This is a genomic window from Enterobacter cloacae complex sp. SHL020, assembly GCF_049236945.1.
In the GTDB taxonomy this organism is placed as follows: Bacteria; Pseudomonadota; Gammaproteobacteria; order Enterobacterales; family Enterobacteriaceae; genus Enterobacter; species Enterobacter dykesii.
The window spans coordinates 551154-576499 of sequence record NZ_JBMKJF010000001.1 but is presented as its reverse complement, the minus strand read 5'-3'; the positions used below and the strand labels follow the sequence as shown (position 1 = coordinate 576499).

At 54.7% G+C, this 25346-nt stretch carries 23 protein-coding genes and 2 pseudogenes; 12 read left to right on the top strand and 13 right to left on the bottom strand.

The features are described 5' to 3' along the window. Window positions 1-13 precede the first annotated feature (13 nt). Window positions 14-3169 carry a multidrug efflux RND transporter permease subunit OqxB gene (gene oqxB, locus ACOTZB_RS02685; RefSeq protein WP_033145393.1) on the top strand — a complete coding sequence of 1052 codons (3156 nt, stop codon included), beginning with the start codon at window positions 14-16 and terminating at the stop codon, window positions 3167-3169. A 67-nt stretch (window positions 3170-3236) separates the two neighbouring features. Here the strand turns inward: oqxB and ACOTZB_RS02680 are convergent, their stop codons facing one another. The 3 genes from ACOTZB_RS02680 to ACOTZB_RS02670 form a co-directional block, all read right to left on the bottom strand. Beyond that, complete coding sequence (locus ACOTZB_RS02680; RefSeq protein WP_029739386.1) at window positions 3237-3716, bottom strand: RrF2 family transcriptional regulator; 480 nt, start codon at window positions 3714-3716, stop codon at window positions 3237-3239. A 137-nt stretch (window positions 3717-3853) separates the two neighbouring features. Then, a complete protein-coding gene (locus ACOTZB_RS02675) occupies window positions 3854-5242 on the bottom strand; it encodes a sensor histidine kinase (RefSeq protein ID WP_421626448.1) in 1389 nt (462 codons plus the stop codon). Then, a complete protein-coding gene (locus tag ACOTZB_RS02670) occupies window positions 5242-5919 on the bottom strand; it encodes a response regulator (RefSeq protein WP_421626447.1) in 678 nt (225 codons plus the stop codon). Before ACOTZB_RS02670 ends, ACOTZB_RS02675 begins: the two co-directional genes overlap by 1 nt. A gap of 203 nt (window positions 5920-6122) precedes the next feature. Here ACOTZB_RS02670 and ACOTZB_RS02665 point away from each other — a divergent pair, with 203 nt between their 5' ends. The 3 genes and pseudogenes from ACOTZB_RS02665 (at window position 6123) to ACOTZB_RS02655 (ending at window position 7803) form a co-directional block, all read left to right on the top strand. After that, on the top strand, window positions 6123-6959 hold the full coding sequence (locus ACOTZB_RS02665; RefSeq protein WP_421626446.1) for a MipA/OmpV family protein: 837 nt from the start codon (window positions 6123-6125) through the stop codon (window positions 6957-6959). 66 nt (window positions 6960-7025) lie between these two features. After that, a pseudogene (locus ACOTZB_RS02660) lies at window positions 7026-7400 on the top strand (nucleotidyltransferase family protein). Window positions 7401-7488: 88 nt separating this feature from the next. Continuing rightward, window positions 7489-7803, top strand: a complete 315-nt coding sequence (locus tag ACOTZB_RS02655; RefSeq protein ID WP_193804448.1) for a hypothetical protein — start codon at window positions 7489-7491, stop codon at window positions 7801-7803. 69 nt (window positions 7804-7872) lie between these two features. Here ACOTZB_RS02655 and ACOTZB_RS02650 read toward each other — a convergent pair whose 3' ends face one another. Then, the gene (locus ACOTZB_RS02650) at window positions 7873-8085 is read right to left on the bottom strand and encodes a hypothetical protein (RefSeq protein WP_421626445.1); all 213 of its coding nucleotides are present in this window, start codon (window positions 8083-8085) and stop codon (window positions 7873-7875) included. 502 nt (window positions 8086-8587) lie between these two features. Here ACOTZB_RS02650 and ACOTZB_RS02645 point away from each other — a divergent pair. Beyond that, window positions 8588-10309 (top strand): SulP family inorganic anion transporter, encoded by a 1722-nt coding sequence (locus tag ACOTZB_RS02645; RefSeq protein ID WP_421626444.1) that lies wholly within the window; start codon window positions 8588-8590, stop codon window positions 10307-10309. A gap of 607 nt (window positions 10310-10916) precedes the next feature. Here the strand turns inward: ACOTZB_RS02645 and ACOTZB_RS02640 are convergent. From ACOTZB_RS02640 to ACOTZB_RS02625, 4 genes are all read right to left on the bottom strand, one after another. Continuing rightward, window positions 10917-11486, bottom strand: coding sequence for a hypothetical protein (locus ACOTZB_RS02640; protein WP_421626443.1), 570 nt, complete (start codon window positions 11484-11486; stop codon window positions 10917-10919). Window positions 11487-11642: 156 nt separating this feature from the next. Further along, a complete protein-coding gene (gene dmsD, locus ACOTZB_RS02635; RefSeq protein WP_421626442.1) occupies window positions 11643-12257 on the bottom strand; it encodes a Tat proofreading chaperone DmsD in 615 nt (204 codons plus the stop codon). A 92-nt stretch (window positions 12258-12349) separates the two neighbouring features. Next, window positions 12350-14788, bottom strand: a complete 2439-nt coding sequence (ynfE, locus tag ACOTZB_RS02630) for a selenate/tellurate reductase subunit YnfE (protein WP_421626441.1) — start codon at window positions 14786-14788, stop codon at window positions 12350-12352. Between the two features lie 131 nt (window positions 14789-14919). Next, the gene (locus tag ACOTZB_RS02625) at window positions 14920-15186 is read right to left on the bottom strand and encodes a DUF1161 domain-containing protein (protein WP_029739394.1); all 267 of its coding nucleotides are present in this window, start codon (window positions 15184-15186) and stop codon (window positions 14920-14922) included. A gap of 104 nt (window positions 15187-15290) precedes the next feature. Between ACOTZB_RS02625 and ACOTZB_RS02620 the strand changes: the two genes are divergently transcribed. Then, complete coding sequence (locus ACOTZB_RS02620) at window positions 15291-16001, top strand: YnfC family lipoprotein (protein WP_047651352.1); 711 nt, start codon at window positions 15291-15293, stop codon at window positions 15999-16001. 17 nt (window positions 16002-16018) lie between these two features. Here ACOTZB_RS02620 and speG read toward each other — a convergent pair whose 3' ends face one another. Together speG and ACOTZB_RS02610 are read right to left on the bottom strand one after the other, a co-directional pair. Further along, window positions 16019-16579, bottom strand: coding sequence for a spermidine N1-acetyltransferase (speG, locus tag ACOTZB_RS02615; RefSeq protein WP_023311549.1), 561 nt, complete (start codon window positions 16577-16579; stop codon window positions 16019-16021). Next, complete coding sequence (locus ACOTZB_RS02610) at window positions 16579-16917, bottom strand: DUF1283 family protein (RefSeq protein ID WP_023311550.1); 339 nt, start codon at window positions 16915-16917, stop codon at window positions 16579-16581. Before ACOTZB_RS02610 ends, speG begins: the two co-directional genes overlap by 1 nt. Before the next feature lie 152 nt (window positions 16918-17069). Between ACOTZB_RS02610 and ACOTZB_RS02605 the strand changes: the two are divergent. The 5 genes and pseudogenes from ACOTZB_RS02605 (at window position 17070) to ACOTZB_RS02585 (ending at window position 22727) form a co-directional block, all read left to right on the top strand. Continuing rightward, window positions 17070-17245: pseudogene (locus ACOTZB_RS02605) on the top strand (hypothetical protein). A 109-nt stretch (window positions 17246-17354) separates the two neighbouring features. Beyond that, window positions 17355-18569, top strand: a complete 1215-nt coding sequence (gene manD / locus ACOTZB_RS02600; protein ID WP_193804444.1) for a D-mannonate dehydratase ManD — start codon at window positions 17355-17357, stop codon at window positions 18567-18569. Window positions 18570-18583: 14 nt separating this feature from the next. Beyond that, a complete protein-coding gene (locus ACOTZB_RS02595) occupies window positions 18584-19603 on the top strand; it encodes a Zn-dependent oxidoreductase (protein WP_421626440.1) in 1020 nt (339 codons plus the stop codon). 73 nt (window positions 19604-19676) lie between these two features. After that, a complete protein-coding gene (locus ACOTZB_RS02590; protein WP_421626439.1) occupies window positions 19677-21044 on the top strand; it encodes an MFS transporter in 1368 nt (455 codons plus the stop codon). A 219-nt stretch (window positions 21045-21263) separates the two neighbouring features. Further along, on the top strand, window positions 21264-22727 hold the full coding sequence (locus ACOTZB_RS02585; protein WP_421626438.1) for a mannitol dehydrogenase family protein: 1464 nt from the start codon (window positions 21264-21266) through the stop codon (window positions 22725-22727). 43 nt (window positions 22728-22770) lie between these two features. Here the strand turns inward: ACOTZB_RS02585 and ydfZ are convergent, their stop codons facing one another. Next, on the bottom strand, window positions 22771-22974 hold the full coding sequence (ydfZ, locus tag ACOTZB_RS02580; protein WP_032638179.1) for a putative selenium delivery protein YdfZ: 204 nt from the start codon (window positions 22972-22974) through the stop codon (window positions 22771-22773). Window positions 22975-23262: 288 nt separating this feature from the next. On the opposite strand from ydfZ, the gene ACOTZB_RS02575 reads away from it, so the two are divergent. After that, entirely contained in the window at window positions 23263-23694 is a 432-nt protein-coding gene (locus tag ACOTZB_RS02575; RefSeq protein ID WP_193804439.1) for a universal stress protein, read from the top strand. Between the two features lie 33 nt (window positions 23695-23727). Here the strand turns inward: ACOTZB_RS02575 and ACOTZB_RS02570 are convergent, their stop codons facing one another. Next, window positions 23728-24414, bottom strand: a complete 687-nt coding sequence (locus tag ACOTZB_RS02570) for a GntR family transcriptional regulator (protein ID WP_023311557.1) — start codon at window positions 24412-24414, stop codon at window positions 23728-23730. 91 nt (window positions 24415-24505) lie between these two features. Then, complete coding sequence (gene ydfG, locus ACOTZB_RS02565; RefSeq protein ID WP_023311558.1) at window positions 24506-25252, bottom strand: bifunctional NADP-dependent 3-hydroxy acid dehydrogenase/3-hydroxypropionate dehydrogenase YdfG; 747 nt, start codon at window positions 25250-25252, stop codon at window positions 24506-24508. Between the last annotated feature and the right edge of the window lie 94 nt (window positions 25253-25346).

The window sequence follows — 25346 nt, the reverse complement described above, 5'->3', positions numbered from 1 at the left end:
GAGAATCCTACCCATGGACTTTTCCCGCTTTTTCATCGACAGGCCGATTTTTGCCGCGGTGCTGTCGATTCTGATTTTTATCACAGGGTTAATCGCCATCCCGCTGCTGCCGGTGAGCGAATATCCTGACGTCGTGCCGCCAAGCGTGCAGGTGCGCGCGGAGTACCCGGGCGCCAACCCGAAAGTGATTGCCGAGACGGTGGCAACGCCGCTGGAAGAGGCGATCAACGGCGTTGAGAACATGATGTACATGAAGTCCGTTGCGGGCTCCGACGGCGTGCTGGTCACCACCGTCACCTTCCGTCCGGGTACCGATCCGGACCAGGCGCAGGTGCAGGTGCAAAACCGCGTCGCGCAGGCCGAAGCGCGTCTGCCGGAAGACGTGCGGCGCCTGGGCATTACCACCCAGAAACAGTCCCCGACGCTGACGCTGGTGGTGCATCTGTTTTCGCCCAACGGTAAGTACGACTCCCTGTATATGCGTAACTACGCCACGCTGAAGGTGAAGGACGAGCTGGCGCGTCTGCCCGGCGTCGGCCAGATCCAGATTTTCGGCTCGGGTGAGTACGCGATGCGCGTCTGGCTGGATCCAAATAAAGTGGCGGCCCGCGGGCTGACCGCATCGGACGTAGTCACAGCGATGCAGGAACAAAACGTACAGGTCTCCGCCGGTCAGCTTGGCGCCGAGCCGCTGCCGAAAGAGAGCGATTTCCTGATCTCCATTAACGCTCAGGGCCGCCTGCATACCGAAGAAGAGTTTGGCAATATTGTCCTGAAAACAACGCAGGACGGTACGGTCGTCCGCCTGCGCGACGTGGCGCGTATCGAAATGGGGTCCGGCAGCTATGCGCTGCGTTCCCAGCTGAACAATAAAGACGCGGTCGGGATTGGTATCTTCCAGTCGCCGGGGGCGAACGCCATTGATTTGTCTAACGCGGTGCGCGCGAAAATGGACGAACTGTCCACGCGCTTCCCGGCGGACATGAAGTGGGCGGCACCTTACGATCCGACCGTTTTCGTACGCGACTCCATTCGTGCGGTCGTGCAAACGCTGCTGGAAGCGGTGGTGCTGGTCGTGCTGGTGGTGATCCTGTTCCTGCAAACCTGGCGCGCGTCGATCATTCCGCTGATCGCGGTGCCGGTTTCGGTGGTGGGTACCTTCAGCATTCTCTACCTGCTCGGCTTCTCGCTCAATACCCTGAGTTTGTTCGGACTGGTGCTGGCCATCGGTATCGTGGTGGACGACGCCATCGTGGTGGTGGAAAACGTCGAGCGAAACATAGAAGAGGGGCTTGCGCCGCTTGCGGCGGCGCATCAGGCGATGCGCGAAGTGTCCGGGCCGATCATCGCGATTGCGCTGGTGCTGTGCGCGGTGTTTGTTCCGATGGCGTTCCTCTCGGGCGTGACCGGGCAGTTCTACAAGCAGTTTGCGGTGACGATCGCGATTTCCACGGTCATCTCCGCCATTAACTCGCTGACGCTCTCTCCGGCGCTGGCGGCACTGCTGTTAAAACCGCACGGTGCGCCGAAAGATTTCCCGACCCGGCTTATCGATCGTCTGTTCGGCTGGATTTTCCGTCCGTTTAACCGCTTTTTCCACCGCAGCTCGAATGGCTATCAGGGGCTGGTGGGCAAAACGCTGGGACGACGCGGCTCGGTATTTGTGGTGTATCTGCTGCTGCTCTGTGCCGCTGGCGTCATGTTTAAAGCGGTGCCCGGCGGGTTTATTCCGACGCAGGACAAGCTGTACCTGATTGGCGGCGTGAAAATGCCGGAAGGTTCGTCGCTGGCGCGCACCGACGCGGTGATCCGCAAAATGAGCGAAATCGGGATGAATACCGAAGGCGTGGACTACGCGGTGGCGTTCCCGGGGCTGAACGCGCTGCAGTTCACCAACACGCCGAACACCGGAACGGTCTTCTTCGGCCTGAAGCCGTTCGACCAGCGTAAGCATACTGCGGCGGAAATAAACGCTGAGATCAACGCGAAAATCGCGCAAATCCAGGAAGGTTTCGGCTTCTCCATTCTGCCGCCGCCGATTTTAGGTCTGGGTCAGGGGTCGGGCTATTCGCTATACATTCAGGATCGCGGCGGTCTGGGGTACGGCGCGCTGCAAAACGCGGTGAACACCATGTCCGGCGCGATTATGCAGACCCCGGGAATGCATTTCCCGATCTCAACCTACCAGGCTAACGTTCCGCAGCTGGACGTGCAGGTCGACCGTGATAAGGCGAAAGCGCAGGGCGTGTCGCTGACCGATCTTTTCGGGACGCTGCAAACCTATCTGGGCTCGTCGTACGTCAATGACTTCAACCAGTTCGGCCGTACCTGGCGCGTGATGGCGCAGGCCGACGGGCAGTTCCGCGACAGCGTGGAAGATATTGCGAATCTGCGCACCCGCAACAGCCAGGGTGAAATGGTGCCGATTGGCAGCATGGTGAAAATCACGACCACCTACGGGCCGGATCCGGTGATCCGTTACAACGGCTACCCGGCGGCGGACCTGATTGGCGATGCCGATCCGCGCGTGCTTTCGTCCGCACAGGCGATGACGCAGCTGGACGCGATGTCTAAGCAGATCCTGCCTAACGGGATGAACATTGAATGGACTGACCTGAGCTTCCAGCAGGCGACGCAGGGCAACACGGCGCTGATCGTCTTCCCGGTCGCGGTGCTGCTGGCGTTCCTGGTCCTGGCGGCACTGTATGAAAGCTGGACGCTGCCGCTGGCGGTGATCCTTATCGTGCCGATGACCATGCTGTCCGCGCTGTTTGGCGTCTGGCTGACCGGGGGCGATAACAACGTCTTCGTGCAGGTGGGGCTGGTGGTGCTGATGGGGCTGGCGTGTAAAAACGCGATTCTTATCGTGGAGTTTGCCCGCGAGCTGGAAATTCAGGGCAAAGGCATTATGGAAGCCGCGCTGGAGGCCTGCCGCCTGCGTTTACGTCCGATTGTGATGACCTCCATCGCCTTTATTGCCGGGACTATTCCGCTGATCCTCGGCCACGGGGCAGGCGCAGAAGTGCGCGGCGTCACCGGGATTACGGTCTTCTCCGGTATGCTGGGGGTGACGCTGTTTGGTCTGTTCCTGACGCCGGTGTTTTACGTGACGCTGCGTAAGTTCGTGACGCGCGGGAAAAAAGAGGAAAGGGACGTTCTGCCCGCGTAGGAACGCTGCAGATAATAAAAAACCGCCTTCATTGTGAAGGCGGTTTTTTTTCGCATCAGATAAAACGTTACGACGTTTTTTGATACTGGGCAATAAGGTCCGGGAGGGGATCCCATCCGCTGCTATCGGCGTTTTTAACCGCTTCCAGGGCGCTTGCCACGGTATGGCGGGCCAGTACCGCTAACGAAGCCTCTTCGGCCTCTTCGGAAATCGATTTGAAGTACCAGCAGGCGTTAGCGCTGACCACGCAGCGGGCCGGCACGTCAGGGCGCGAGGCCCACAGCTTTTTATCTTCGATGACCGAAAGGTAGATGTCGCGCAGGGTGATCTCTTCCGGCGGGCGACCCAGATGAATTGAGCCGTTACGGCCAAGCGTTGAGACGATAATGCCGTCACGCGTGAGCGGAACCATCAATTTTCGGATGAAGCTCGGGTTCGCTTCCAGACCGTAGGCCAGAATCGCACTCGTTGAACGTTCACCCAATTGCTCCGCCATCGCTACGCTGAGAACCATCTGCAAAGCTGTCGGGAAGCGGTAATCTAACATTTCTCTGTCCTGGGTTGCGGTGAATCTTGTTCTTTTTGGCACCGCAGAGGTGAATAAGCAATAAACAACAATATAACAAATACGGTAATTATTTTGAAGCAATCTGCGGCATTTGCGATCGAACTCCCTGTTCTGATTTAGCAAAACGTGCTGTTCGGGAAGTCAACCGTCACCATCAGGCCACCTTCAGCGGAAGTACTCAGGTTTACGCTGCTGTTGTGTTGCTGCGCCACCGCTTTGACGATGGCAAGCCCCAGCCCGCTCCCGCTTTGTACCTGATTGGGATCGCGGAAAAACCGGTCGAACACGCGCTCGCGCAGTTCAACCGGAATACCAGGCCCTGTATCTGAAACGCGAAGCCGCGCGAAGCCATCCGCTATGCAGACATCGACCTGAATCCGCCCGCCCTCGGGACTGTACTTCACGGCGTTCTCAATGAGGTTGTCAATAAGCGATACCAGGCGTTCCCTGACGCCGGGGATCCATATGTCATCCTCGGCGAAGAATTCCAGCTCAATTCTGCGCGCGGACGCCAGCGGTTCCAGCTCGGCCATTCGTTCCTGAATGAGCGTGGTCAGCGGAACGGTTTCCATGTCCGTATCAATGCGCGCTTCGCTGTGCATCATCAGCAGCAGCTGGTTGACGAGACGCGCTGCCCGGCTGTTGCTGCGAATCACCCCTGCAAGCAGCTCCTGCTGGCTCTCGCTAATGACCCAGGACTGCAGCGCTTCCACGTTGATGCGCATCGCCGCGAGGGGCGTACGCAGCTCGTGCGCCGCATCCGCAATGAAAACCCGCTCCCTTTCCGCGCTTTCGCGCACCCTGGCAAGGAAGTCGTTGATCGCGTCCACCATCTGGCGAAGCTCCCGGTGCTTCGGTACGGCTTTTAACGGGGAAAGATCGTCCGGCGTGCGTAGCGAAATTTCATTGACCACCTTGTTCCACGGACGCATCGCAATGCGGATTGAGAGCCACGCGGGAAACAGCAGAAAAGGGAAGCAAACCAGCAGCGGCAGGATGTAGTACCCGCGCGAGTTCAGATAGATAAAGAAGTTCCAGCCGCTGGCTGGGGTGAAAAGGGTAACCTCCACGTCGGAATGAGGGGATTTGAGGGTGCGGCTGGTCCAGACGCGACCTTCACTCTGTACGTGCTCCATTTCCCCCGGCCGGGTGTTTTCCACCCCTGCGGGTGCTCCCTGTGACGAAAATATCACGGCATTATTCTCGCGAACGATGAGGTTAATCGACAGCGCGGGATCGTCGCCGCCGCCATAGCCCTCACGCAGCGCCTTGCTGAAGGCTTCCAGCACGGCGGTGCGATCCTGCGGGCGTCCGTCCATCCTCTCAACCAGGGTAAAAAGGGTTTCATACGTCTTATTGCCCGTGAGGATGGGAGGGCTGCGCAGGTCATCCCACAGAATGAAGGTTAAAAAAAGACTCCACAGCAGGGTAAGCAGCACGATCTGGGCGATGATAATTCGCCGTACCAGCGTCGGGCGCCTCAGGTGATACCAGACGTTTCGCATTAACCGGTCACCTTCTGGACTGAGACGGTATCAATGACATACCCGACGCCCCGTACCGTTCGCACATAGCCGTCGCCGATTTTTCGCCGCAAATTTCCCATATGCACGTCGAGCGCATTGCTGAGGTTCTCTTTGTTACCGAATATCCGCTCTTCCAGAAACCGTCGCGTTATCACGCGGTCAGCGCGCAGCATCAATGTTTCCAGCAGCGCATATTCACTGGCGGTCAGGTCTATGTGGCGCGCGCTTACCGTCACGCGACGCGTCGGAACATGAAGCGATAAGCCTCGAATTTCTATCGCCTCATTCTCAAAACCGTAGCTGCGTCGCGCAAGGGCTCGTACTCGCGCCAGCAGTTCGGCGAGAACAAAGGGTTTGACGAGATAGTCGTCCGCGCCGGCATCCAGCCCGCACAGCCGGTCCTGCAGCGTGCCGCGCGCCGTCAGGATGATGACGGGGATCCCCTTGAGCTGCTGACGCAAACGCGTCATCAGGCTCATGCCGTCACCGTCGGGCAGCCCCAGGTCGAGCAAAATAAGTTCAGGCACGCAGACGTCCAGCTGATGCAGCGCATCCTCTTTGCGGCGTACCCATATGACGTCAAATCCCTGATCGGAGAGGGCTATACGTACGCCGTTGCCGAGATCCAGGTCGTCTTCGATTAGTAGAATTTTCACACTGGTAACTGTATCAACCGTGAATGAAGAACATCTTAAGAAAAAAACGGTATCAGGAAACCTGCCCGGTTTACAGCACCGGCTCGCGCTTCAGTGTTTCTTCATGTTGGGCTCATAAGAACCTTAGGGTCGGTATTCAAAATGGGCGTTCAGGCGGTTAACCGCATGCATCGTCATCATTTGAATCCAAAAGGGCTTCTTTAATGAGAAACATCGAACTGCGTCATACGTTCCCCAATTTCCTTCCGGGCCGCAGCCTGACAAACCTCGTGCCGGGCGTCGTTCTGGCGTTACTGGTCACGCCTGCACTGGCGGCAGAACAGAGCCAAGGTAACGTCTTAACCCTGGGAGGCGGCGTGGACGTCGCGCCGCGCTACTCAGGTTCCGATAAAACCCGCGTCAGTGCGGCTCAGGTGGTGGATTACGCCATGGCAAACGGCTTCTTTATCGGCACCACGCGAGGGATCGGTTACGGCAATAACATCGGCAACCTGGATTACAGCGCGGCGCTGAGCTATCGGGTTGGTCGTAAAGATAAAGACGTGAGCAGCGATTCGATCAGCTCCGGCAGCGACGAGCTGCGGGGGATGGGCGAGATAAAAGGCTCGGCAATCGTTGTGCCCGGGCTGGAGTACAGGGTGACCGACTGGCTTCACCTGCAGCTGCAGGCTGAGGTACCGGTTTCTGAAAGAGACAACGGTGAAGCGGTCCATTTCGGCATTTCCAGCCCGTTCTATACCTCACCCAAAAATGAGGTGGCGCTGGCGCTGACCGGCAGCTGGGGATCCGACAAGTACATGCAGACCTACTACGGGGTCAGTGCCGCGCAGTCGAGCGCATCGGGATTTGCCCGACATGACGCCGGGGCCGGGATTTATGCCTGGTCGATGAATCTTGACTGGACCCACAGGCTCACCTCGCGCTGGAGCGTCCTTGCCTCTGCGGGTGTGACGCAGCTGACGGGGGATGCGGGTGATAGTCCCATTGTGCAACGCAAAACATCGCCCACGGGGAGTTTGAAGGTGACGTACAGTTTCTGATTGTTGGCTGCGGTGGCTTAACGTTTTGAGCTCGCTTTTGCGGTAATTAAAGCCGCTCCGGTTGAGATGGCGGGGCGGTGCTGTTTGATAACGGGAATAATGGTGGACTATCTAAATTCATTGCAGATAATATTGTCGGTTGATCCTTCACGAGTGCGGGTGCTTTACGCGGTCCGCGATTTGCAACTTCGTGATTGCTGGATTGGCGCGGGTTTTGTCAGGGATGCCGTATGGGATCATCTGCATGTTGATTGGCATCGTTCCTTATCTGGCGATGTTGACGTGGTCTGATTCGATCGCGAATGTTGTACTCCGGACGACGAACGTCATCTTGAAGAAAAACTTAAACAACAGATGCCCGCTTTTGACTGGTCTGTAAAGAATCAAGCCAGAATGCATCTGCGTAATGGTGATTGTACTTACCCCATTATCTTCTTATAATATTTTGGATAAGAAATTTGACAAGCAAGAAATATCGTTTTGATTATTTTGATTTCTTAGGTGATTATATTCCGCGTAAGGATATGCAATGCGCTATACACCAGTTCTAATTGTCCCTTTATTAAGTGCCTGTAGTTTCAGTTTTATGAAGTTTGATAAGGACCCACTAGTACAAGCGACATACGCACCTGGTGCGACCAAAAGTTCAGTTATTGCTGCGGGTGGAAAAGCAGAAAGTGAGATGAGTGTTCCAGAAATTAAAGGGACCTGCATCAACTACACGCTAAAAAAAGATGCAGAGACAATGCCTTTTTATGTGGCGTTCGATAAGAATGGCAACCGAACACATTATGGCTATATCTCCTGCCAACAGGCCAGAGTCAAGGGAGTATTTAGTCAGTAAATTTGACTGGAATATGATTCCTCTTCTGTCTGTAAAGATAAGAAGAGGAATGTATAAATTATTGATGCATCAGTAACCTGCAGCCTTATTAGCTGATTTTATACGCTGATTTATTGCGTCTTTTTCTTGTTGGTCTTTAGCTTGCATTATCCCACTTGCAGCATCCACCCAATCATTTGCGGTACAGCCTGACAATACCATACTCAATGTTAGTACAAATACATATTTCAATTTAGTTCCACAATCTAATCGTTGTACAAATAACGCCAGCATAATACTCATTGTATTTGCCACTTATGTGGTTAATGTAACAAAAAATAACATTACGGGCAAGGGGTTATTTCTAGCCTCGTTTAGGCAACTGGTGAGTCATAATCATTAGCTTAAAAAAATTGAATTGCAAGGTTGCAAAAAGAACAGCAGTTAATAAAATTATATATCATATTAAATGAATCATTTTCCTTGCGTACTTCAACCACACATGGCTGATTTAAAAGGCTGCTCGTTACAACGCCAATATCGGTGGTGCGATGGTCTGCTTTTGGCATTATGACTGTCGGCCATCCATCCCTCACCAGCGTGCAGCGCTGCAGCATCCAGCTTGGCCTACTCCGGCTAAGCGGTAGTTTTTGCACTATGTTTAACACCAGTCAGAATAATAAAATGGTTAACGTTTTATTAGGTTCCGAGCAGTCGCGGCCTCAGTCCGGAGCATTTCAAAGCCAGAACCTCACTGAGAAGTGTGCCAGCATGACGTGGCTAATATCCCTATCCGGAGAACAACGTGTTCGGAAAACTATTGTTGAACTACATGCCAGGGCTACAAAATTTTTTAGCCTACGATAAAAGCTGGCTAAAACAAGATGTTAAAGCTGGGTTATCCGTTGCGGCTGTCGCGCTACCGGTGGCCATTGCTTATGCTGAATTGGCAGGTGTTGGGGCAATAGTGGGGCTCTATTCCTGCGTTTTACCGATGATAGCGTATGCACTCTTTGGATCTTCACGTCAGCTTATTGTGGGCCCTGATGCCACGACCTGCGCGGTGATTGCGGCCGTCGTGTTTCCTCTTTCTGCAGGTAATCCCGAACTGCACTGGCAACTGACCATCATCATGACGTTGATGATGGGCGGGTGGTGCCTGCTTGCCAGTAAGTTCCGCCTGGGCGCGCTTGCCGATTTGCTTTCTCATCCCATTCTCACGGGTTTGCTTAATGGCGTAGCCGTGACGATTATTGTCGGGCAATTAGGCAAGGTGCTGGGGATAAAACTCGATGAAGCGCAGGTTATTGAGAAAATAATGGCCTTGCCAGGCCGACTTTCCGACAGTCATTTATTAACCATTGGGATATCGTTTTTAACGTTAATTATTTTAATGGCGATCAAAACGTATCGCAGCCACTGGCCAGCACCGTTGATTGCCATTGTGATGACAACGCTACTGGTATGGGCGACATCGGCGCAACAGTATGGTATTGCCACTATTGGAGGGGAAGGTTTCCAGCCTGGTTTACCCGTGGTCAACTGGGGCGCGTTCCAGCTCGGTCCGATGCGTGATTTAGTGATCCCGGCGCTGAACCTGGCGTTGGTCAGTTTTGTCAGCCTGATGCTGACCGCCCGCAGTTTCGCCGCGAAAAATGGCTATGAAATTAATGCTGATGCAGAGTTCCGGGCGCTGGGTATTGCGAACATTATGTCGGGGTTATCTCAGGGGTTTGCAATCAGTGGAGCCGATTCCCGGACCGCGGTTAATGATTCAGTGGGTGGGAAAAGTCAGCTGGTTTCCATCGTCGCAGCCTTACTCATCGGTATTGTAGTAGTGTTTTTCACTCAGCCATTACAATTTATTCCGGTATCTGCGTTAGGTATTGTTTTAATGTATGCATCATGGTCATTAATTGATTTACGTGGACTATGGAACCTGAGACGCAGAAATAAACAGGCATTTCGCCTGGCCTTCTTCACGTTTGGCTGTGTGCTAATTATCGGCGTTATCCAGGGGATCGGCCTTGCGGTGTTGCTTGGCCTGTTACAGTTCCTGCGTACGGTGTTTCGTCCCTCTGAGCACTTACTGGGCACTGACGAAAATGGAATGATTCACTCATTAGGTAATACAACCGATATTAAAATGGTCCCGGGCGTGCTGATGTATCGATTTAACTCACCGCTGACCTATTTTAACGTGGCTTATTTTAAACGTCGAGTATTGAACCTGGTTGATGGTGCAGCAGTGCAGCCTAAATGGGTGGTTATTGATGCCGTAGCCTGCTTCACCTATTCAGACATCAGCGTTCTGGCAACCATTAATGAGTTAAAGCGCGATCTGAAAGGTCGAGAGATTACGTTAATCCTTGCGGGCAGAAAAACGGAATTAACGCGCTGGTTTAAAGATAGCCGGCCAACGATGAATGATGATGACATGATTCTGGCGCCAGACCTCTATCTGGCACTTCGGTTCATTCAAAGTAAAGAGAGTGCGAGTGAGGGGGAATCAGTCGGTGATACATAACCAAATACTGGTTAAAGGCTTGTAACGCATGCTACTGGCAGGCAGGGAACACTCACAATTTCTACCACCGAGGCTCAACTACTGTTGGCCTGGACAGTGAGATGTCCCTTGCCCGTCTTACCTTCTTCTGCCATCTATCTCAGTAAAAACTGAATCAGCTGAACAAAGATATACACTGCCGCCGCCACTCGTATTGCCTGCCAACCCCATCTGAGATAGCGCCATTCATGGCGTTCTCTGGCATTAGCCTCTGCAATAGCGGAGTCATAACGCTTTTTTTTCTTTCTCCTGACTTCGTTTATTACCCACAGGAAGAGGATAAAGATAATGATGGTTTTCTGAACTATGGGATTATCCACTAAAAATGACTCCGGCTTGCTCGCTGAAAAAGCAGAATAGATGAACAGTCGTCACGTATCCACCACTAAATGTGTGGGTATGAATGAAATTTACCCTGATTCGATTTTGAGATGACCCTGCCCATCGCCGGTTTCTCCGCTGTGAATGCGCAATCTCTGGTGCGAAGTATCAGGCTGACGGCTATAAGCAAGGAGCGGACCTTGAGTACCATTCATTTTCGCCGGAACAAAAATAGATAGGGTAGTGCCTACAAATAAATGAACTCATAATTCACAATGTAACTTCCAATATTATTCACACGAGCCGTTACCCACACCCCAGTCATTCCCTGCTTACGATGGCTGTGCAGATATTCTTTGTTTGTACAAAGCTGTATCCATCTGTTGGTGTTCTGATCTTTTAACCAGAGACCCGCTTCACAATGGCCATACTTACCTCTCGAAGGCCCCGGAAAGACAACCTCATATTCAGATTCATAGCCAATTATTTTGTCCGGGAAGAGATAGACATAAATATCATAACAATTTAAGCTCAATACAAACCCAAAGCAAAAGCCGCTAAAAAAAGCATTGGCAATATATTCTAATGTTTTGTTAAAAGTGCACAGATAAAAAGCGCGCATAACAAAAATTGCTCCAATCAAAATGCCAAGTGAAATATATGTTATCCATTCAGGGACGGATTTTTTTAATATAGTATTATGGGAGATGCCAGATGCCCATGACATATACCAGAGCCATCCACCTAAAACGATGAATATCACGGCTGTAACAAGTAATTTCTTACGTTTATCTTCGAAGGAATAATTTTTAGTCATGGTTTTGTTTTGTATGTATCAAACGAAAGTGTTGACCTTACCAGGAAAAGCTATTTTATATTATTAAATTCAATATGCCTCCTGTTTCGAGTTAAATTTTTTAAGCCTCATCTTTTGACCGTAGCTTGCCCGCGAACCGCGAGCAAGCCACATCCCTTAGCGATACAGCGTCTTTTCCGCAACCGGAATAAGCAACCCGGATCGCCAGTCCGCGAGCGTCAGCTGCGCAAGCCTGCCCAGCGCGATATAAAACGGATGGTTGGCGTTCTCGACAAACACCGTCAGGAAGCGGGTGCTCCACGGCAGCAGGTGCCACGCCAGAAGCTGATCGCACTCTGACTCGCGGCCATTGTCGGCCAGCCATGCCGCCAGTAGCAGCAACGTACCGAAGTGATCTTCCGGTTCATTCTGCTGCATCTCAAACGCGATATTGTTCTCCCGCATCCACTGGCGCAGCGCGAGGGTCGAGTCACCAAACAATACGGACTCACGGTCCAGCCAGACGGAACCCCACGGCGGAGCGGGCAGGGCATACGGACCAATAAACAGCCGTTGCCAGGCGTCCGCCAGCGGCTCATCGGAAGATGAGGCAAACGTATCGGCAACCGGCTGCAGCGTTTCCGAAGGCAGGGGCCAGTCCTGAACCCATTCGCCAGCGGTGAGCGCTTTCACCAGCGGCGCGGCCTGCTCGCTGTCGGGAGCGAAATAAAACAGCGCGCCCAGCACCCGGGGGCTGAACGCGAACGATTCACGATGTGAGACGTCTTTCATTAAACCTTCCTTGCTCGCGCGGATGACGCCCGCGCGACTGTGTTAACCGATAATAGTGACCATAGAATAAACCAGGGTCTCGTGTTTCACCTCTACACCTTCTCGATCTGCACCAGATTGGTGTGCTGCGGGTTGCCTTTTGCCAGCGGAGAAGGTCGATGGGTCGTCAGCGTGTTGATGCAGGAGCCGTGGTCGATACGATCGCCATTCATATTGGCATCATGCCACGCTCCCTGGCCCATGGCGCTCACGCCGGGCATGATGCGTGGCGTGACCTTCGCTTCAATTCGCACCTCGCCGCGATCGTTAAATACGCGCACCGTATCGCCGTTCTTAATGCCGCGTTTTTCAGCATCGACAGGATTAAGCCACACCTCCTGGCGACAGGCCGCTTTCAGCACGTCGACGTTACCGTAGCTCGAGTGGGTACGGGCTTTGAAGTGGAAACCGAACAGCTGCAGCGGGAACTGCGCGCGCTCGGGGGCGTCCCAGCCGTCAAAGGTCGAGGCATAGACGGGCAGAGGGCTGATGGTCTCATCTTTTGCCAGCTCCCAGGTAGCCGCAATCTCCGCCAGCTTGCTGGAGTAAATCTCAATCTTGCCCGATGGCGTTTTCAGCGGATTGGCTTCCGGGCTCTCGCGGAATTTTTTATAGGCCACAAAGTGTCCGTTCGGATCCTTGCGCTTATAAATGCCCATTTTTTTCAGCTCGTCATAGGACGGCAGTTGAGGGTCTTTTTCGAGCATTTTGGCATACAGGTACTGCAGCCACTGTTCCTGCGTGCGTCCTTCGGTGAATTTCTGATGGATATCCGTCCCGAGGCGTTTCGCCACTTCGCTCATGATCCAGTAGATAGGCTTACGCTCAAACTTCGGCGCGGTCACGGGCTGGAGGAAAATCAGGTAGCCCATGTTGCCCGCATAATCGTTCGGAATGATGTCTTCCTGCTCGACGGTCATCAGGTCCGGCAAAATAATATCGGCGTACTTCGCAGACGACGTCATGAAGTTGTCGATGACGACAATCATTTCGCACTTGCGTTCATCCTGCAGGATATCGTGGGTTTTATTGATATCGGAGTGCTGGTTGATGATGGTATTGCCCGCGTAGTTCCAGATGAACTTAATCGGCACGTCCAGCTTATCTTTCCCACGCACGCCGTCGCGCAGGGCGGTCATCTCCGGTCCGCGGGCGATGGCGTCCGTCCAGCTGAAGCAGGATATTTGCGTTTTGACCGGGTTATCCGGTATCGGCATACGTTCAATGGTGATGGTGTAGGTCGACTCGCGCGCGCCGCTGTTACCGCCGTTGATGCCGACGTTTCCGGTAAGAATTGGCAGCATGGCGATGGCGCGGGAAGTTAGCTCGCCGTTCGCCTGGCGCTGTGGTCCCCAGCCCTGGCAGATGTAGGCTGGCTTCGCGGAGCCGATTTCGCGGGCAAGCTTGATGATGCGATCCGCGGGAATGCCGGTGATGCGTGAGGCCCACTCCGGCGTTTTCGCCGTGCGGTCATCGCCCTGGCCGAGAATATACGCTTTGTAGTGACCGTTAGCGGGCGCGCCTTCCGGCAGCGTTTTTTCATCGTAGCCAACGCAGTATTTGTCGAGGAACGGCTGGTCGACCAGGTTTTCGTCGATTAACACCCAGGCAATGCCCGCTACCAGCGCGGCATCGGTACCCGGACGGATCGGGATCCATTCATCTTCACGTCCGGCTGCCGTATCGGTATAGCGCGGGTCGATAACGATCATGCGTGCGTTGGAACGCTCGCGAGCCTGCTCCAGATAATAGGTAATCCCGCCGCCGCTCATGCGCGTTTCCGCCGGGTTATTGCCGAACATCACCACCAGTTTGGTGTTTTCGATATCAGATGTGCTGTTGCCTTCGTTACTGCCGTAAGTGTAAGGCATCGCGCAGGCGATTTGCGCCGTGCTGTAGGTGCCGTAGTGGCTCAGGAAACCGCCGTAGCAGTTCATCAGGCGCGCCACCAGCGAAGCGTAAGGAGAGGAGCGGGTGATATTGCCGCCGACAATCCCGGAGGAGTAGTTAATATACACCGCTTCGTTGCCGTATTTGCTGACCACGTCTTTCAGGCTGGCGGTGATGGCGTCCAGCGCTTCATCCCATGTGATGCGCTCAAATTTGCCTTCACCGCGTTTGCCCACGCGTTTCATCGGGTAGTTAAGGCGATCGGGGTGATTGATGCGACGGCGAATAGAACGCCCGCGCAGGCAGGCGCGCACCTGATGGTTACCGTAAATATCCTCGCCGGTGTTATCCGTTTCGACCCAGTACACTTCGTCGTCACGGACGTGCAGACGCAGCGCGCAGCGGCTGCCGCAGTTGACCGAGCAGGCGCCCCATACCACTTTATCTTCAGCAGGCTGGACGGCGTTCTTCACCGCCGCGGCGGCCCTCTTTAAGCCGAAAGGAAGCGAGATCCCGCCGGCGGCAAGCGCCAGAGACCCTATTGCCGTAGATTTCACGAGAGTTCGACGGCTAATTCCGCCGTGATGTTCAGTATCGGACATGGCTCACCCCATCATTATAATTACGTATTATTTTTCCCGAAATGATAACCGGGCTAATGATGGGGTGAGTGTTACTGATTTGGGGGTATTAGATCTTAATCCTCATCAAATCAAAGGGGATTGAGGCTAAATTACTGCGCTTCAGCAGCCCCGTTGCCTGTGCGGGTGTACAAAATTTTAAAGGTGTCGTTGGCGCAGTGGCCTACCACCTGCGTGCCCGCCTGGTCAGCCTGATCGTTCGGCACAATGCTCAGCGTAAAACCTGATTCAGGCACGCCGTTGTTGATAATTTTCTGCTGAATGTCGCTTTTCACGCGCTCGCAGGAATCCGGTGCCGCCAGCGCGGCCGTTGAGGCACTCATTAACAGCAGGGCGGTAATCCAGGGTAACCGTTTCATCTGTAGCTCCTTTTCTCTGTGTAGAGATTAATTTTAGCAGGCTTCGTGTAAACAACTGTATTTGCTAATATGATTGGGAATAATCTCCCTGTACGGTAATAAATGTGAAGAAATACGCAGCGATAACGCTACTGGCAGCAACACTGGTGGGGTGCGATAACAGCTCCGCGCCGCTGTCGTTTACGCCCGAGATGGCGAGTTTCTCGAACGAATTTGATTTTGATCCGCTGCGCGGCCCGGTGAAAGACTTCACCCAGACGCTGCTCAACGAGAAGGGCGAAGTGTCCAAACGGGTGACTGGCACCGTGTCGGCGGAAGGGTGTTTCGATACCCTGGAACTGCACGACCTGGAGGCCAACACTGGCGTGGCGCTGGTGCTGGATGCCAATTACTATCTTGATGCGGAAACCCAGCAGCGAAAAGTGAAGCTGCAGGGGAAATGCCAGCTGGCCGAACTGCCGTCAGCCGGGATAACGTGGGATACCGACGACAACGGTTTTGTGGTAGCGGCGCACGGCAAAGAGATGGAAGTGAAGTATCGTTACGATGCGGATGGCTACCCGCTGGGCAAAACCACCGTCTCCGGGGATCAGCATCTGTCCGTCCAGTCGACGCCGTCTAAAGACGTTCGCAAAAGAATGGATTACTCGGCAGTGAGCATGTTGAATGACAAGCCGCTGGGTAACGTGAAGCAGAGCTGCGACTACGACAGGCACAATAATCCGGTGAGCTGCGACCTGACGATCACGGACGACAGCGTCAAACCTGCCGTTGAGCGCAAATACACCATCAAAAACACGATTGAATATTACTGAAAATAAAACCGCGCAGGTTACTGCGCGGTCGGTTTCAGCAGGCTGGCGCCTGACGGTTTATGACCGGCCAGGTGCTGATGCTGGAAAATGCACATGCGAATGGTATTGCGGTATTCGCCGTTGATAAAGAACTCGTGAATCAGCTCGCCTTCCACCATAAAGCCCAGCTTGCGGTAGATATGGATCGCTTTCTCGTTCTCTTTATCCACAATCAGATAAAGCTTGTAGAGATTCAGAACGTTGAATCCGTAATCCATTGCCAGCTTCGCTGCCCGTGAGGCAAGGCCTTTTCCCTGATGCTCAGGGGAAATAATGATCTGAAACTCCGCCCGACGGTGAACGTGGTTGATTTCAACCAGCTCCACAAGACCGGCTTTTTCGCCTTCACACTCCACCACAAAACGACGTTCACTCTGATCGTGAATGTGCTTATCGTAGAGATCGGACAGCTCAACAAAAGCCTCGTACGGCTCCTCGAACCAGTAGCGCATTACGCTGGCGTTATTGTCGAGCTGGTGGACGAAGCGCAGATCTTCACGCTCCAGCGGACGAAGCTTAACGTCGCAGGGCGCCGACATTACGGGGCTACCGTGCGGCCAGTGCGGCGATCAAGGCAGCGCAGGGTGTTTGGCTCCCAGTAGGCGTTGACGTTTGCACTTTGCTGACACTTATCGCGCGCGTCAAAAGCGACATCTTCTTTATCCCACTCTTTCTCAGCACGTTTGTTGACCTTGTGGCGAAGGCTGCGGGTGTCATTCCATTGTTCTTTGTCCATGGCGGCGTTCTGGCGGCTTTGCGCGCTGTCACCAGACTCAATAATGAGCTTGCTGGTTTCCGCTGTCGCAGAGGCGGCAAAGGCGAACGATGACAGCGCCAGCAGGGCTGTCAGACAAAGGCGTTTGCTTAATGTGGTCATAGCGTTTCCTTTTAAACGGGTGCAGATAATCAAGTTACCCCGAACAGATTCTACACCAAAGCGAAAAGACGTCATACCCGCGGTGCAAGTATGGAAAAGTAAAGGGTATCATCAGGTATGATCTCTAAATAAATCCTCACCTGACGTGAAATATGCTCAAAACGACGCTGCTTTTTTTTGCTACCGCGCTATGCGAGATCATCGGCTGCTTCCTGCCCTGGCTCTGGCTGAAGAAGGGGGATCCGTATTGTTGCTCATCCCGGCAAGCGTCGCGCTGATCGCCCTGTGCGGCATGCTGATTATTGCGGCGGGGTGGGGACGGGCCTAATCCCCCGTTTTGTGATCGTTAGCCGATTTTATGATCATTATACTTGTATGGTAGTAGGGTTGATGGGTAAATTTCCAGCATCACAACGAATGATGTAAGGAAAGGAATTATGAAGATTGTCGCGGCTGACGTGTTTGTTACCTGCCCGGGGCGGAACTTTGTCACCCTTAAAATCACCACCGACGAGGGGATTGTCGGCCTCGGTGACGCTACGCTGAACGGGCGTGAACTCTCCGTGGCTTCCTACCTGAAAGACCACCTCTGCCCGCAGCTGATTGGCCGCGATGCGCACCGTATCGAAGATATCTGGCAGTTCTTCTATAAGGGTGCCTACTGGCGTCGCGGCCCGGTCACCATGTCGGCCATCTCCGCCGTGGACATGGCGCTCTGGGATATCAAAGCCAAAGCGGCCAACATGCCGCTCTACCAGCTGTTGGGCGGCGCATCCCGCGAAGGGGTGATGGTCTATTGCCACACCACTGGTCACACCATTGACGACGTGCTGGAAGATTACGCCCGCCATAAAGAGATGGGCTTTAAGGCGATCCGCGTCCAGTGCGGGGTGCCGGGCATGAAAACCACCTACGGCATGGCCAAAGGGAAGGGGCTGGCCTACGAGCCTGCGACCAAAGGCGACTGGCCGGAAGAGCAGCTCTGGTCCACCGAAAAATACCTCGATTTCACACCGAAGCTGTTCGACGCGGTGCGCAGTAAATTTGGCTTCAATGAACATCTCCTGCATGACATGCACCACCGCCTGACGCCCATCGAAGCGGCGCGCTTCGGCAAGAGCATTGAAGAATTCCGCATGTTCTGGATTGAAGATCCAACGCCTGCGGAAAACCAGGCCTGCTTCCGCCTCATTCGCCAGCACACCGTCACGCCAATAGCCGTGGGCGAAGTGTTTAACAGCATCTGGGACTGCAAGCAGCTCATCGAAGAGCAGCTCATCGACTATATCCGCACCACCATTACCCACGCGGGCGGGATCACCGGGATGCGTCGCATCGCGGACTTCGCCTCGCTCTACCAGGTGCGCACCGGCTCGCACGGTCCGTCGGATCTCTCGCCGGTATGCCACGCCGCCGCGCTGCATTTCGACCTGTGGGTGCCAAACTTTGGCGTCCAGGAATATATGGGCTATTCCGAACAGATGCTGGAAGTCTTCCCGCACAGCTGGCGCTTTGATAACGGCTATATGCATCCGGGCGACAGGCCGGGTCTGGGCATCGAGTTTGATGAAAAGCTGGCGGCGAAGTATCCGTACGATCCGGCCTATCTGCCGGTGGCCCGTCTTGAAGACGGCACGCTGTGGAACTGGTAAACGAGGAGCGAACGATGAAAAGCGTAGTGATTCAACAGCCGAACCAACTGGTGATTGAAGAGCGGCCACTCCCGGCGCCAGGTGCAGGTGAAGTTCGCGTCAAAATCACGCTGGCGGGGATCTGCGGTTCGGATAGCCACATCTATCGCGGACATAACCCGTTTGCGAAGTATCCACGCACGATCGGCCACGAGTTTTTTGGCGTGATTGACGCCGTAGGCGAGGGTGTCGACAGTGCCCGTCTGGGCCAGCGCATCTCGGTCGATCCGGTGATCAGCTGCGGACACTGCTATCCGTGTTCCGTCGGAAAACCGAACGTCTGCACCTCGCTGGTGGTGCTGGGCGTACATCGCGACGGGGGCTTCAGCGAATACGCGGCGGTACCCGCTAAAAATGCCTGGCCTATCCCCGATGACATTCCGGATAGACACGCCGTCATGGTTGAGCCCTTCACCATCGCCGCCAACGTGACGGGACAGGCCTGCCCCACCGGGCAGGACGTCGCGCTGGTTTACGGCGCAGGGCCGATGGGGCTGGTCACCGTGCAGGCGCTGAAGGGCGTCTATAAGGTGAAGCAGGTTATCGTGGTTGACCGCATCGACGAACGCCTGAAAATGGCCCAGCGCAGCGGCGCGGACTGGGTGTTGAATAACGGCGAGCAGTCGCTGCAGGCCGCGCTGGACGAACGGGGCATCAAACCGACGTTAATCATTGATGCCGCCTGTCATCCGGCGATTTTGCAGGAGGCGATTACCCTGGCCTCTCCGGCGGCGCGTATCGTGCTGATGGGGTTCTCCAGCGAGCCGAGCCAGATTGTCCAGCAGGGCATCACCGGCAAAGAGCTGGCGATCTTCTCCTCACGCCTCAATGCCAACAAATTCCCGGTCGTCATTGACTGGCTGAAAAAAGGGCTGATCGACCCGGAAAAACTGATCACTCATGCCTTTGACTATCACCATGTAACAGACGCCATTGAACTGTTTGAGAAAGACCAGCGGCAGTGCTGCAAAGTCTTGCTCACGTTCGGGCAATAATCCTTTAGGCGGTTAAGAGCCTGCGCAGACAGGCTCTATGTGGTACGCATCTTACCCTTCAGAGATAGCCATTATGACGCAAGCACAACCTCAAAGAACCACCTCCGATCTGGTGAAAGCCGCCGTTTCCGGCTGGCTGGGCACCGCCCTGGAGTTTATGGACTTTCAGCTTTACTCGCTGGGGGCTGCCCTGGTCTTTCACGAGATCTTCTTCCCTGAACAGTCAGCCGCGATGGCGCTAATCCTCGCGATGGGAACCTACGGCGCAGGCTATATCGCACGCATTGTCGGCGCCTTTATCTTTGGAAGAATGGGCGACAGCATCGGTCGTAAGAAGGTGCTGTTTATCACCATCACTATGATGGGGATCTGCACCACGCTGATTGGCGTCCTGCCGACCTACGCGCAGATCGGGATTTTTGCTCCCGTTCTGCTGGTGACGCTGCGCATCATTCAGGGCCTGGGCGCCGGGGCTGAGATCTCGGGGGCCGGGACCATGCTGGCGGAGTACGCGCCAAAAGGGAAACGCGGCATCATCTCTTCGCTGGTGGCGATGGGCACAAACTGCGGGACGCTGAGCGCCACAGCGATCTGGGCGGTGATGTTCTTTGCCCTCGACCGTGAAGAGCTGATTGCCTGGGGTTGGCGCGTGCCGTTCCTCGCCAGCGTCGTGGTGATGATTTTCGCCATCTGGCTGCGAATGAACCTGAAAGAGAGCCCGGTGTTTGAGAAAGTGAACGATGCACAAAGCGTGCAGCCGGACACCTCGCTCGGTTCAATGGTGAAAAGTAAATCCTTCTGGCTGGCGACCGGCCTGCGGTTTGGTCAGGCAGGCAACTCGGGGCTGATCCAGACGTTTCTCGCGGGGTATCTGGTCCAGACGCTGCTGTTCGATAAAGCCATCCCGACCGATGCGCTGATGGTAAGCTCCATTCTCGGTTTTATCTCCATTCCGTTGCTGGGCTGGCTTTCCGATAAAGTAGGGCGCCGTCTGCCGTACATTATCCTCAATGTCTCCGCCATTCTTCTCGCGTACCCGATGCTGTCGATTATCGTCGATAAGAGCTATGCGCCGGGGACAATTATGCTCTCTATCATCGTTATTCATAACTTCGCCGTGCTGGGGCTGTTTGCGCTGGAAAATATCACCATGGCGGAGATGTTTGGCTCGCGAAATCGCTTTACCCGCATGGCTATCTCCAAAGAGGCGGGCGGCCTGGTGGCGGTGGGCTTTGGTCCGGTACTGGCGGGGATCTTCTGCAATATGACCGGCTCCTGGTGGCCGATTGTCGCCATGCTGGTGGCTTATTCCGCGATTGGGCTGGTCTCGGCTGTCCTGATGCCGGAAGTGCGCGACCGTGATTTGAGCGCGGCGCACGACGCAGCGGAGTCCGCGCCGGAAGAGAGCGTGGGTTACGGCGCGCTCTCATCGCGACGTTGATGGTTCATAACTTAAGTGACCTGTCACATAACTTTATCTTTATGTCAGACCACATGAGCAAAAGTTAATATAAATCAAAATCTCAAACGGCAGTATCAGTATGGTTGATGGCAGTTATTTTTTACCCCAACTGCCATTCTAGTTGGTGTAGTCAGCGGGTGCTGTCGCTTCTGAAGAAGTGGCAGCGATCCACGGCTTTCTAATTAACGAGTCTTAATCATGGAAAACACCTTATTACAGGCTAACGCGACGCTGCCTCAGTACGATCGCGACAGCCTTCAACCACGCATTGTTCATCTGGGTTTTGGCGCCTTTCACCGGGCGCACCAGGCGGTATACGCCGACATCCTCGCCGCTGAGCACGGCAGCGACTGGGGCTACTGTGAGGTTAACCTGATTGGCGGCGAGCAGCAGATCGCCGATTTGAACGCGCAGAATAACCTCTACACCGTGGCGGAAATGTCTGCCGACGCATGGACATCCCGCGTGGTTGGCGTGGCCAAAAAAGCGCTGCATGCTCAGGTCGACGGGCTGGAGAGCGTGCTGGCGGCGATGTGCGAACCGCAGGTAGCGATTGTCTCGCTGACCATCACCGAGAAAGGGTACTGCCACTCACCGGCGACGGGGAAACTGATGCTCGATCACCCGTTTATCGTCGCCGACCTGCAAAACCCGCACCAGCCGAAATCCGCGCCGGGCGTGGTGGTGGAAGCGCTGGCGCGACGCAAAGCGGCGGGCCTGCCGGCGTTTAGCGTGATGTCCTGTGACAACATGCCGGAGAACGGCCACGTGATGCGCAATGTGACCTGCGCTTACGCCCGGGCGGTAGACGGCGAGCTGGCGGACTGGATCGAGGCTAACGTCACCTTCCCGTCAACTATGGTGGATCGCATCGTGCCCGCGGTCACCTCCGAAACGCTGGATAAAATTGAGCAGCTGACCGGCGTGCGTGACCCGGCGGCGGTCGCCTGTGAACCGTTCCGCCAGTGGGTAATCGAAGACAACTTTGTGGCAGGACGTCCCGAGTGGGAAAAAGCCGGAGCCGAGCTTGTGTCAGACGTGATCCCGTTTGAAGAGATGAAGCTGCGCATGCTCAACGGCAGCCACTCGTTCCTGGCGTACCTGGGCTACCTGGCCGGATACCAGCATATCAACGACTGTATGGAAGATGAGAACTACCGCCTCGCCGCGCACGCGCTGATGCTTAACGAGCAGGCGCCCACGCTGAAAGTGAAGGGCGTTGATTTAGCTCGCTATGCCGATCTCCTGATTGCCCGCTACGGCAACCCGGCCCTGCGCCACAGGACATGGCAAATCGCGATGGACGGCAGCCAGAAGCTCCCGCAGCGTATGCTGGACTCCGTGCGCTGGCACCTGGTGCACCAGACGCCTTTCCCGCTGCTGGCGCTGGGCGTGGCAGGGTGGATGCGCTATGTCGGCGGCGTGGATGAGCAGGGTAACGCCATCGACGTGAGCGATCCGCAACTGGCGGTGATTCAGGCGGCGGTGAAGGGAAGTGCGGAAGGGGAAAGTCGGGTTAACGCGCTGCTCGGCATTGAGGCCATCTTTGGTAAAGAGTTACCGTTGGAGCCGCGCTTCGTTGCTGCGGTGATGACCGCGTACCGGACGCTGCTGCAAAAAGGCGCGAAAGCGACCGTCGCGCATTACGCGTCTCAACGGTAATTCAGCACATGCCGCCGTGCGCGGCGGCATGTCTGCGCACAGCTTAGTGCATCCCCAGGCGAATCAGCTCAATCGGCTCGAACTTACCTTCGCATCCTTCCACTTCAACCGTTTTGCTGCGGCGTACCTGCGCGGCATCCAGCCCGTCGCTGTGGATCGCTTTAATCAAGCCAGTTTTACCCGTGCCGCTAATCATGACGCGGCTGCCGGTGGTGATTGCATTGCGGTTACGGTCGTATGTCATCATGGTATATTCTCCTCTCTAACCTGTTCGTTACGGCGCTATTTCGGGTTTTGCCGTTCACGGGGCATATAAATACGCCAGTCCGCGCTTCATGTTTTTGTTTTTGATCAAACTCACACTTTTTTCTTTATTTCGTCGGGCGCTGACGGTTCAGGACGGTAATTTACAAAGTGGACCGTTATTTTCATTAATTGATAGTTTCGACAGGGAAGCGTTGAGGGTTGGTTTATATTCCTGATGTCATCCTGTGTGCAGGAAATAACCCTTTCATCGGAATAAGGAGTCAGGCTTATGTATAAGAACATTTTGATGCCTGTAGACGTGTTTGAAATGGATTTGAGCGACAAAGCGGTTCGCCACGCGGCAAACCTGGCGAAAGCTGAGGGCGCGTCGATCACCCTGGTCAATATTCTGCCTGCCAGCAGCCGGTCTCTGCTGCGCGGGTTCAACGCCGATATAAAAAAGTTTGAAGAGTATATGACCGCAGAATCCGGTAAGAAAATGAAAGAGTTAAAAAGACTGTTCGATATCGCTCCTGAGAATATTCACAGCATGGTGCGTTTTGGCAACGTCCGCGATGAAATTATCAAGCTGAGCAAGGAGGGGGAATATGATGCGATTGTCATCGGGTCGAAAAACCCGAGCATCTCCACCCATCTGCTGGGTTCAAATGCGGAATCTATTCTGCGCTACGCCACGATCCCGGTGTTAGTCGTTCGCTAATCACGCCGCCGCACCCGAAAGGGGCGGCGAATATTACTCTTCGCTAAACCACTCGCTATTTTCCTGACGAATAAGCTGCACGGATTCGCTAATTTCCTGCAGATGTAGCGTCATCGCTTTTTCCACGCCGTCCGGGTCGCGTTTTTCCAGCGCGCTGAAAATATCATGATGCTGTCGGAGCAGCATTTCCGGCGGGGAGACGTGATCGAGGCTCATGTAGCGCACGCGGTCAATGGTGGCCTTGATGTTCTCGATGGTATCCCAGGCCAGCTGACAATCCGCAATCTGCGCCAGCTTCTGGTGGAATTCATCATCAAGCTGGAAGAAATCATTGAGCTGCTTGCGGTCAATCGCAATGCGCTGCTGGTGCAGGTTCTGCTCCAGCTGGTAACACTGGTTGTCGTTGATAAGCGTTGCGGCACGGCGCGCCACCGCGCACTCAATGGCCTGGCGAACGAAACAGCCGTTGCGTACCTGAGAGAGTGAAATTTTGTTCACGTAGCTGCCGCGCTGCGGGCGGATCTGAATCAATCCGTTCTCGGCAAGCTTAATAAACGCTTCACGCACCGGCTGACGGGAAACGTCAAAACGCACGGAGACCTCTTTTTCAGAAAGCGGCGTTCCCGGTGGGATCAGGCAATGGACAATATCACGTCGCAAAATGCGATAGATTTGCTGGTTAACGGGCTGGGTGGGATTGAGTTGCGATTCAGCGGCCATGAGTTGTCATTTCTCAGAGAGTTAGCCTGAACATACTACCATTCTTTTATAACCCTAAACAGACCCGGCCCGCAGGCCGGGAAGGGCAGATTTAGCCACGATGGACGCTAAGTCCGGCAAAACTCTGGCTGACTGGCATCATTTCTACGGTATTGATGTTGACGTGTTTTGGCAGCGTCGCCACCCACCAGACCGTTTCGGTCACATCTTCCGGCGTCAGCGCGTTCGCATTTTCGTAGGTTTTGCCCGCTTTCGCGTCATCGCCTTTGAAACGCACGTTGGAAAACTCGGTGCCGCCCACCAGGCCCGGCTCGATATCGGTGACGCGAATGGCGGTGCCGTGCAGATCGGTACGCAGGTTAAGGCTGAACTGGCGTACAAACGCTTTCGTCGCGCCGTAGACGTTACCGCCCGCATAAGGCCAGCTTCCGGCGGTGGAGCCGATGTTGATAATGTGGCCGCGGTTGCGCTCAACCATGCCCGGCAGCACCGCGCGGGTCATATAGACCAGCCCTTTGTTATTGGTGTCGATCATGTTTTCCCAGTCTTCCACGCTGGCTTTGTGGGCGGGCTCCATGCCCAGCGCCAGACCGGCATTGTTGACCAGCACGTCGATGGCGCGCCACTCGGCGGGCAGGTTGGCAATCATCTCTTCAATGGCCGCGCGGTTACGCACGTCCAGCTGCGCGGTCAGGATGCTGTCGCCTAATTCGTCCTTCAGCTCCTGCAGACGCTCCTGACGACGGCCCGTGGCAATAACCTTGTGCCCGTTGGCGACGAAGCGACGCGTGATGCTTTCACCAAAACCTGCCGTTGCCCCGGTAACTAAAATAATCATCTCACTGTTCCTCAACGCTTTTTGTGTTGTACTAACATAGCACGGCCGAAGAGGGTGCGTTAAGGCAACATTTGTATGACGGCGTTGCAGGGGA

What these genes read in the sequence shown, in the direction of transcription:
- oqxB (WP_033145393.1), top strand. Translation starts at nt 14, where the DNA reads ATGGACTTTTCCCGCTTTTTCATCGACAGGCCGATTTTTGCCGCGGTG.
- ACOTZB_RS02680 (WP_029739386.1), bottom strand. Translation starts at nt 3,716, where the DNA reads ATGTTAGATTACCGCTTCCCGACAGCTTTGCAGATGGTTCTCAGCGTA.
- ACOTZB_RS02675 (WP_421626448.1), bottom strand. Translation starts at nt 5,242, where the DNA reads ATGCGAAACGTCTGGTATCACCTGAGGCGCCCGACGCTGGTACGGCGA.
- ACOTZB_RS02665 (WP_421626446.1), top strand. Translation starts at nt 6,123, where the DNA reads ATGAGAAACATCGAACTGCGTCATACGTTCCCCAATTTCCTTCCGGGC.
- ACOTZB_RS02655 (WP_193804448.1), top strand. Translation starts at nt 7,489, where the DNA reads ATGCGCTATACACCAGTTCTAATTGTCCCTTTATTAAGTGCCTGTAGT.
- ACOTZB_RS02650 (WP_421626445.1), bottom strand. Translation starts at nt 8,085, where the DNA reads ATGAGTATTATGCTGGCGTTATTTGTACAACGATTAGATTGTGGAACT.
- ACOTZB_RS02640 (WP_421626443.1), bottom strand. Translation starts at nt 11,486, where the DNA reads ATGACTAAAAATTATTCCTTCGAAGATAAACGTAAGAAATTACTTGTT.
- dmsD (WP_421626442.1), bottom strand. Translation starts at nt 12,257, where the DNA reads ATGAAAGACGTCTCACATCGTGAATCGTTCGCGTTCAGCCCCCGGGTG.
- ynfE (WP_421626441.1), bottom strand. Translation starts at nt 14,788, where the DNA reads ATGTCCGATACTGAACATCACGGCGGAATTAGCCGTCGAACTCTCGTG.
- ACOTZB_RS02625 (WP_029739394.1), bottom strand. Translation starts at nt 15,186, where the DNA reads ATGAAACGGTTACCCTGGATTACCGCCCTGCTGTTAATGAGTGCCTCA.
- speG (WP_023311549.1), bottom strand. Translation starts at nt 16,579, where the DNA reads ATGTCGGCGCCCTGCGACGTTAAGCTTCGTCCGCTGGAGCGTGAAGAT.
- ACOTZB_RS02610 (WP_023311550.1), bottom strand. Translation starts at nt 16,917, where the DNA reads ATGACCACATTAAGCAAACGCCTTTGTCTGACAGCCCTGCTGGCGCTG.
- manD (WP_193804444.1), top strand. Translation starts at nt 17,355, where the DNA reads ATGAAGATTGTCGCGGCTGACGTGTTTGTTACCTGCCCGGGGCGGAAC.
- ACOTZB_RS02595 (WP_421626440.1), top strand. Translation starts at nt 18,584, where the DNA reads ATGAAAAGCGTAGTGATTCAACAGCCGAACCAACTGGTGATTGAAGAG.
- ACOTZB_RS02590 (WP_421626439.1), top strand. Translation starts at nt 19,677, where the DNA reads ATGACGCAAGCACAACCTCAAAGAACCACCTCCGATCTGGTGAAAGCC.
- ACOTZB_RS02585 (WP_421626438.1), top strand. Translation starts at nt 21,264, where the DNA reads ATGGAAAACACCTTATTACAGGCTAACGCGACGCTGCCTCAGTACGAT.
- ydfZ (WP_032638179.1), bottom strand. Translation starts at nt 22,974, where the DNA reads ATGATGACATACGACCGTAACCGCAATGCAATCACCACCGGCAGCCGC.
- ACOTZB_RS02575 (WP_193804439.1), top strand. Translation starts at nt 23,263, where the DNA reads ATGTATAAGAACATTTTGATGCCTGTAGACGTGTTTGAAATGGATTTG.
- ACOTZB_RS02570 (WP_023311557.1), bottom strand. Translation starts at nt 24,414, where the DNA reads ATGGCCGCTGAATCGCAACTCAATCCCACCCAGCCCGTTAACCAGCAA.
- ydfG (WP_023311558.1), bottom strand. Translation starts at nt 25,252, where the DNA reads ATGATTATTTTAGTTACCGGGGCAACGGCAGGTTTTGGTGAAAGCATC.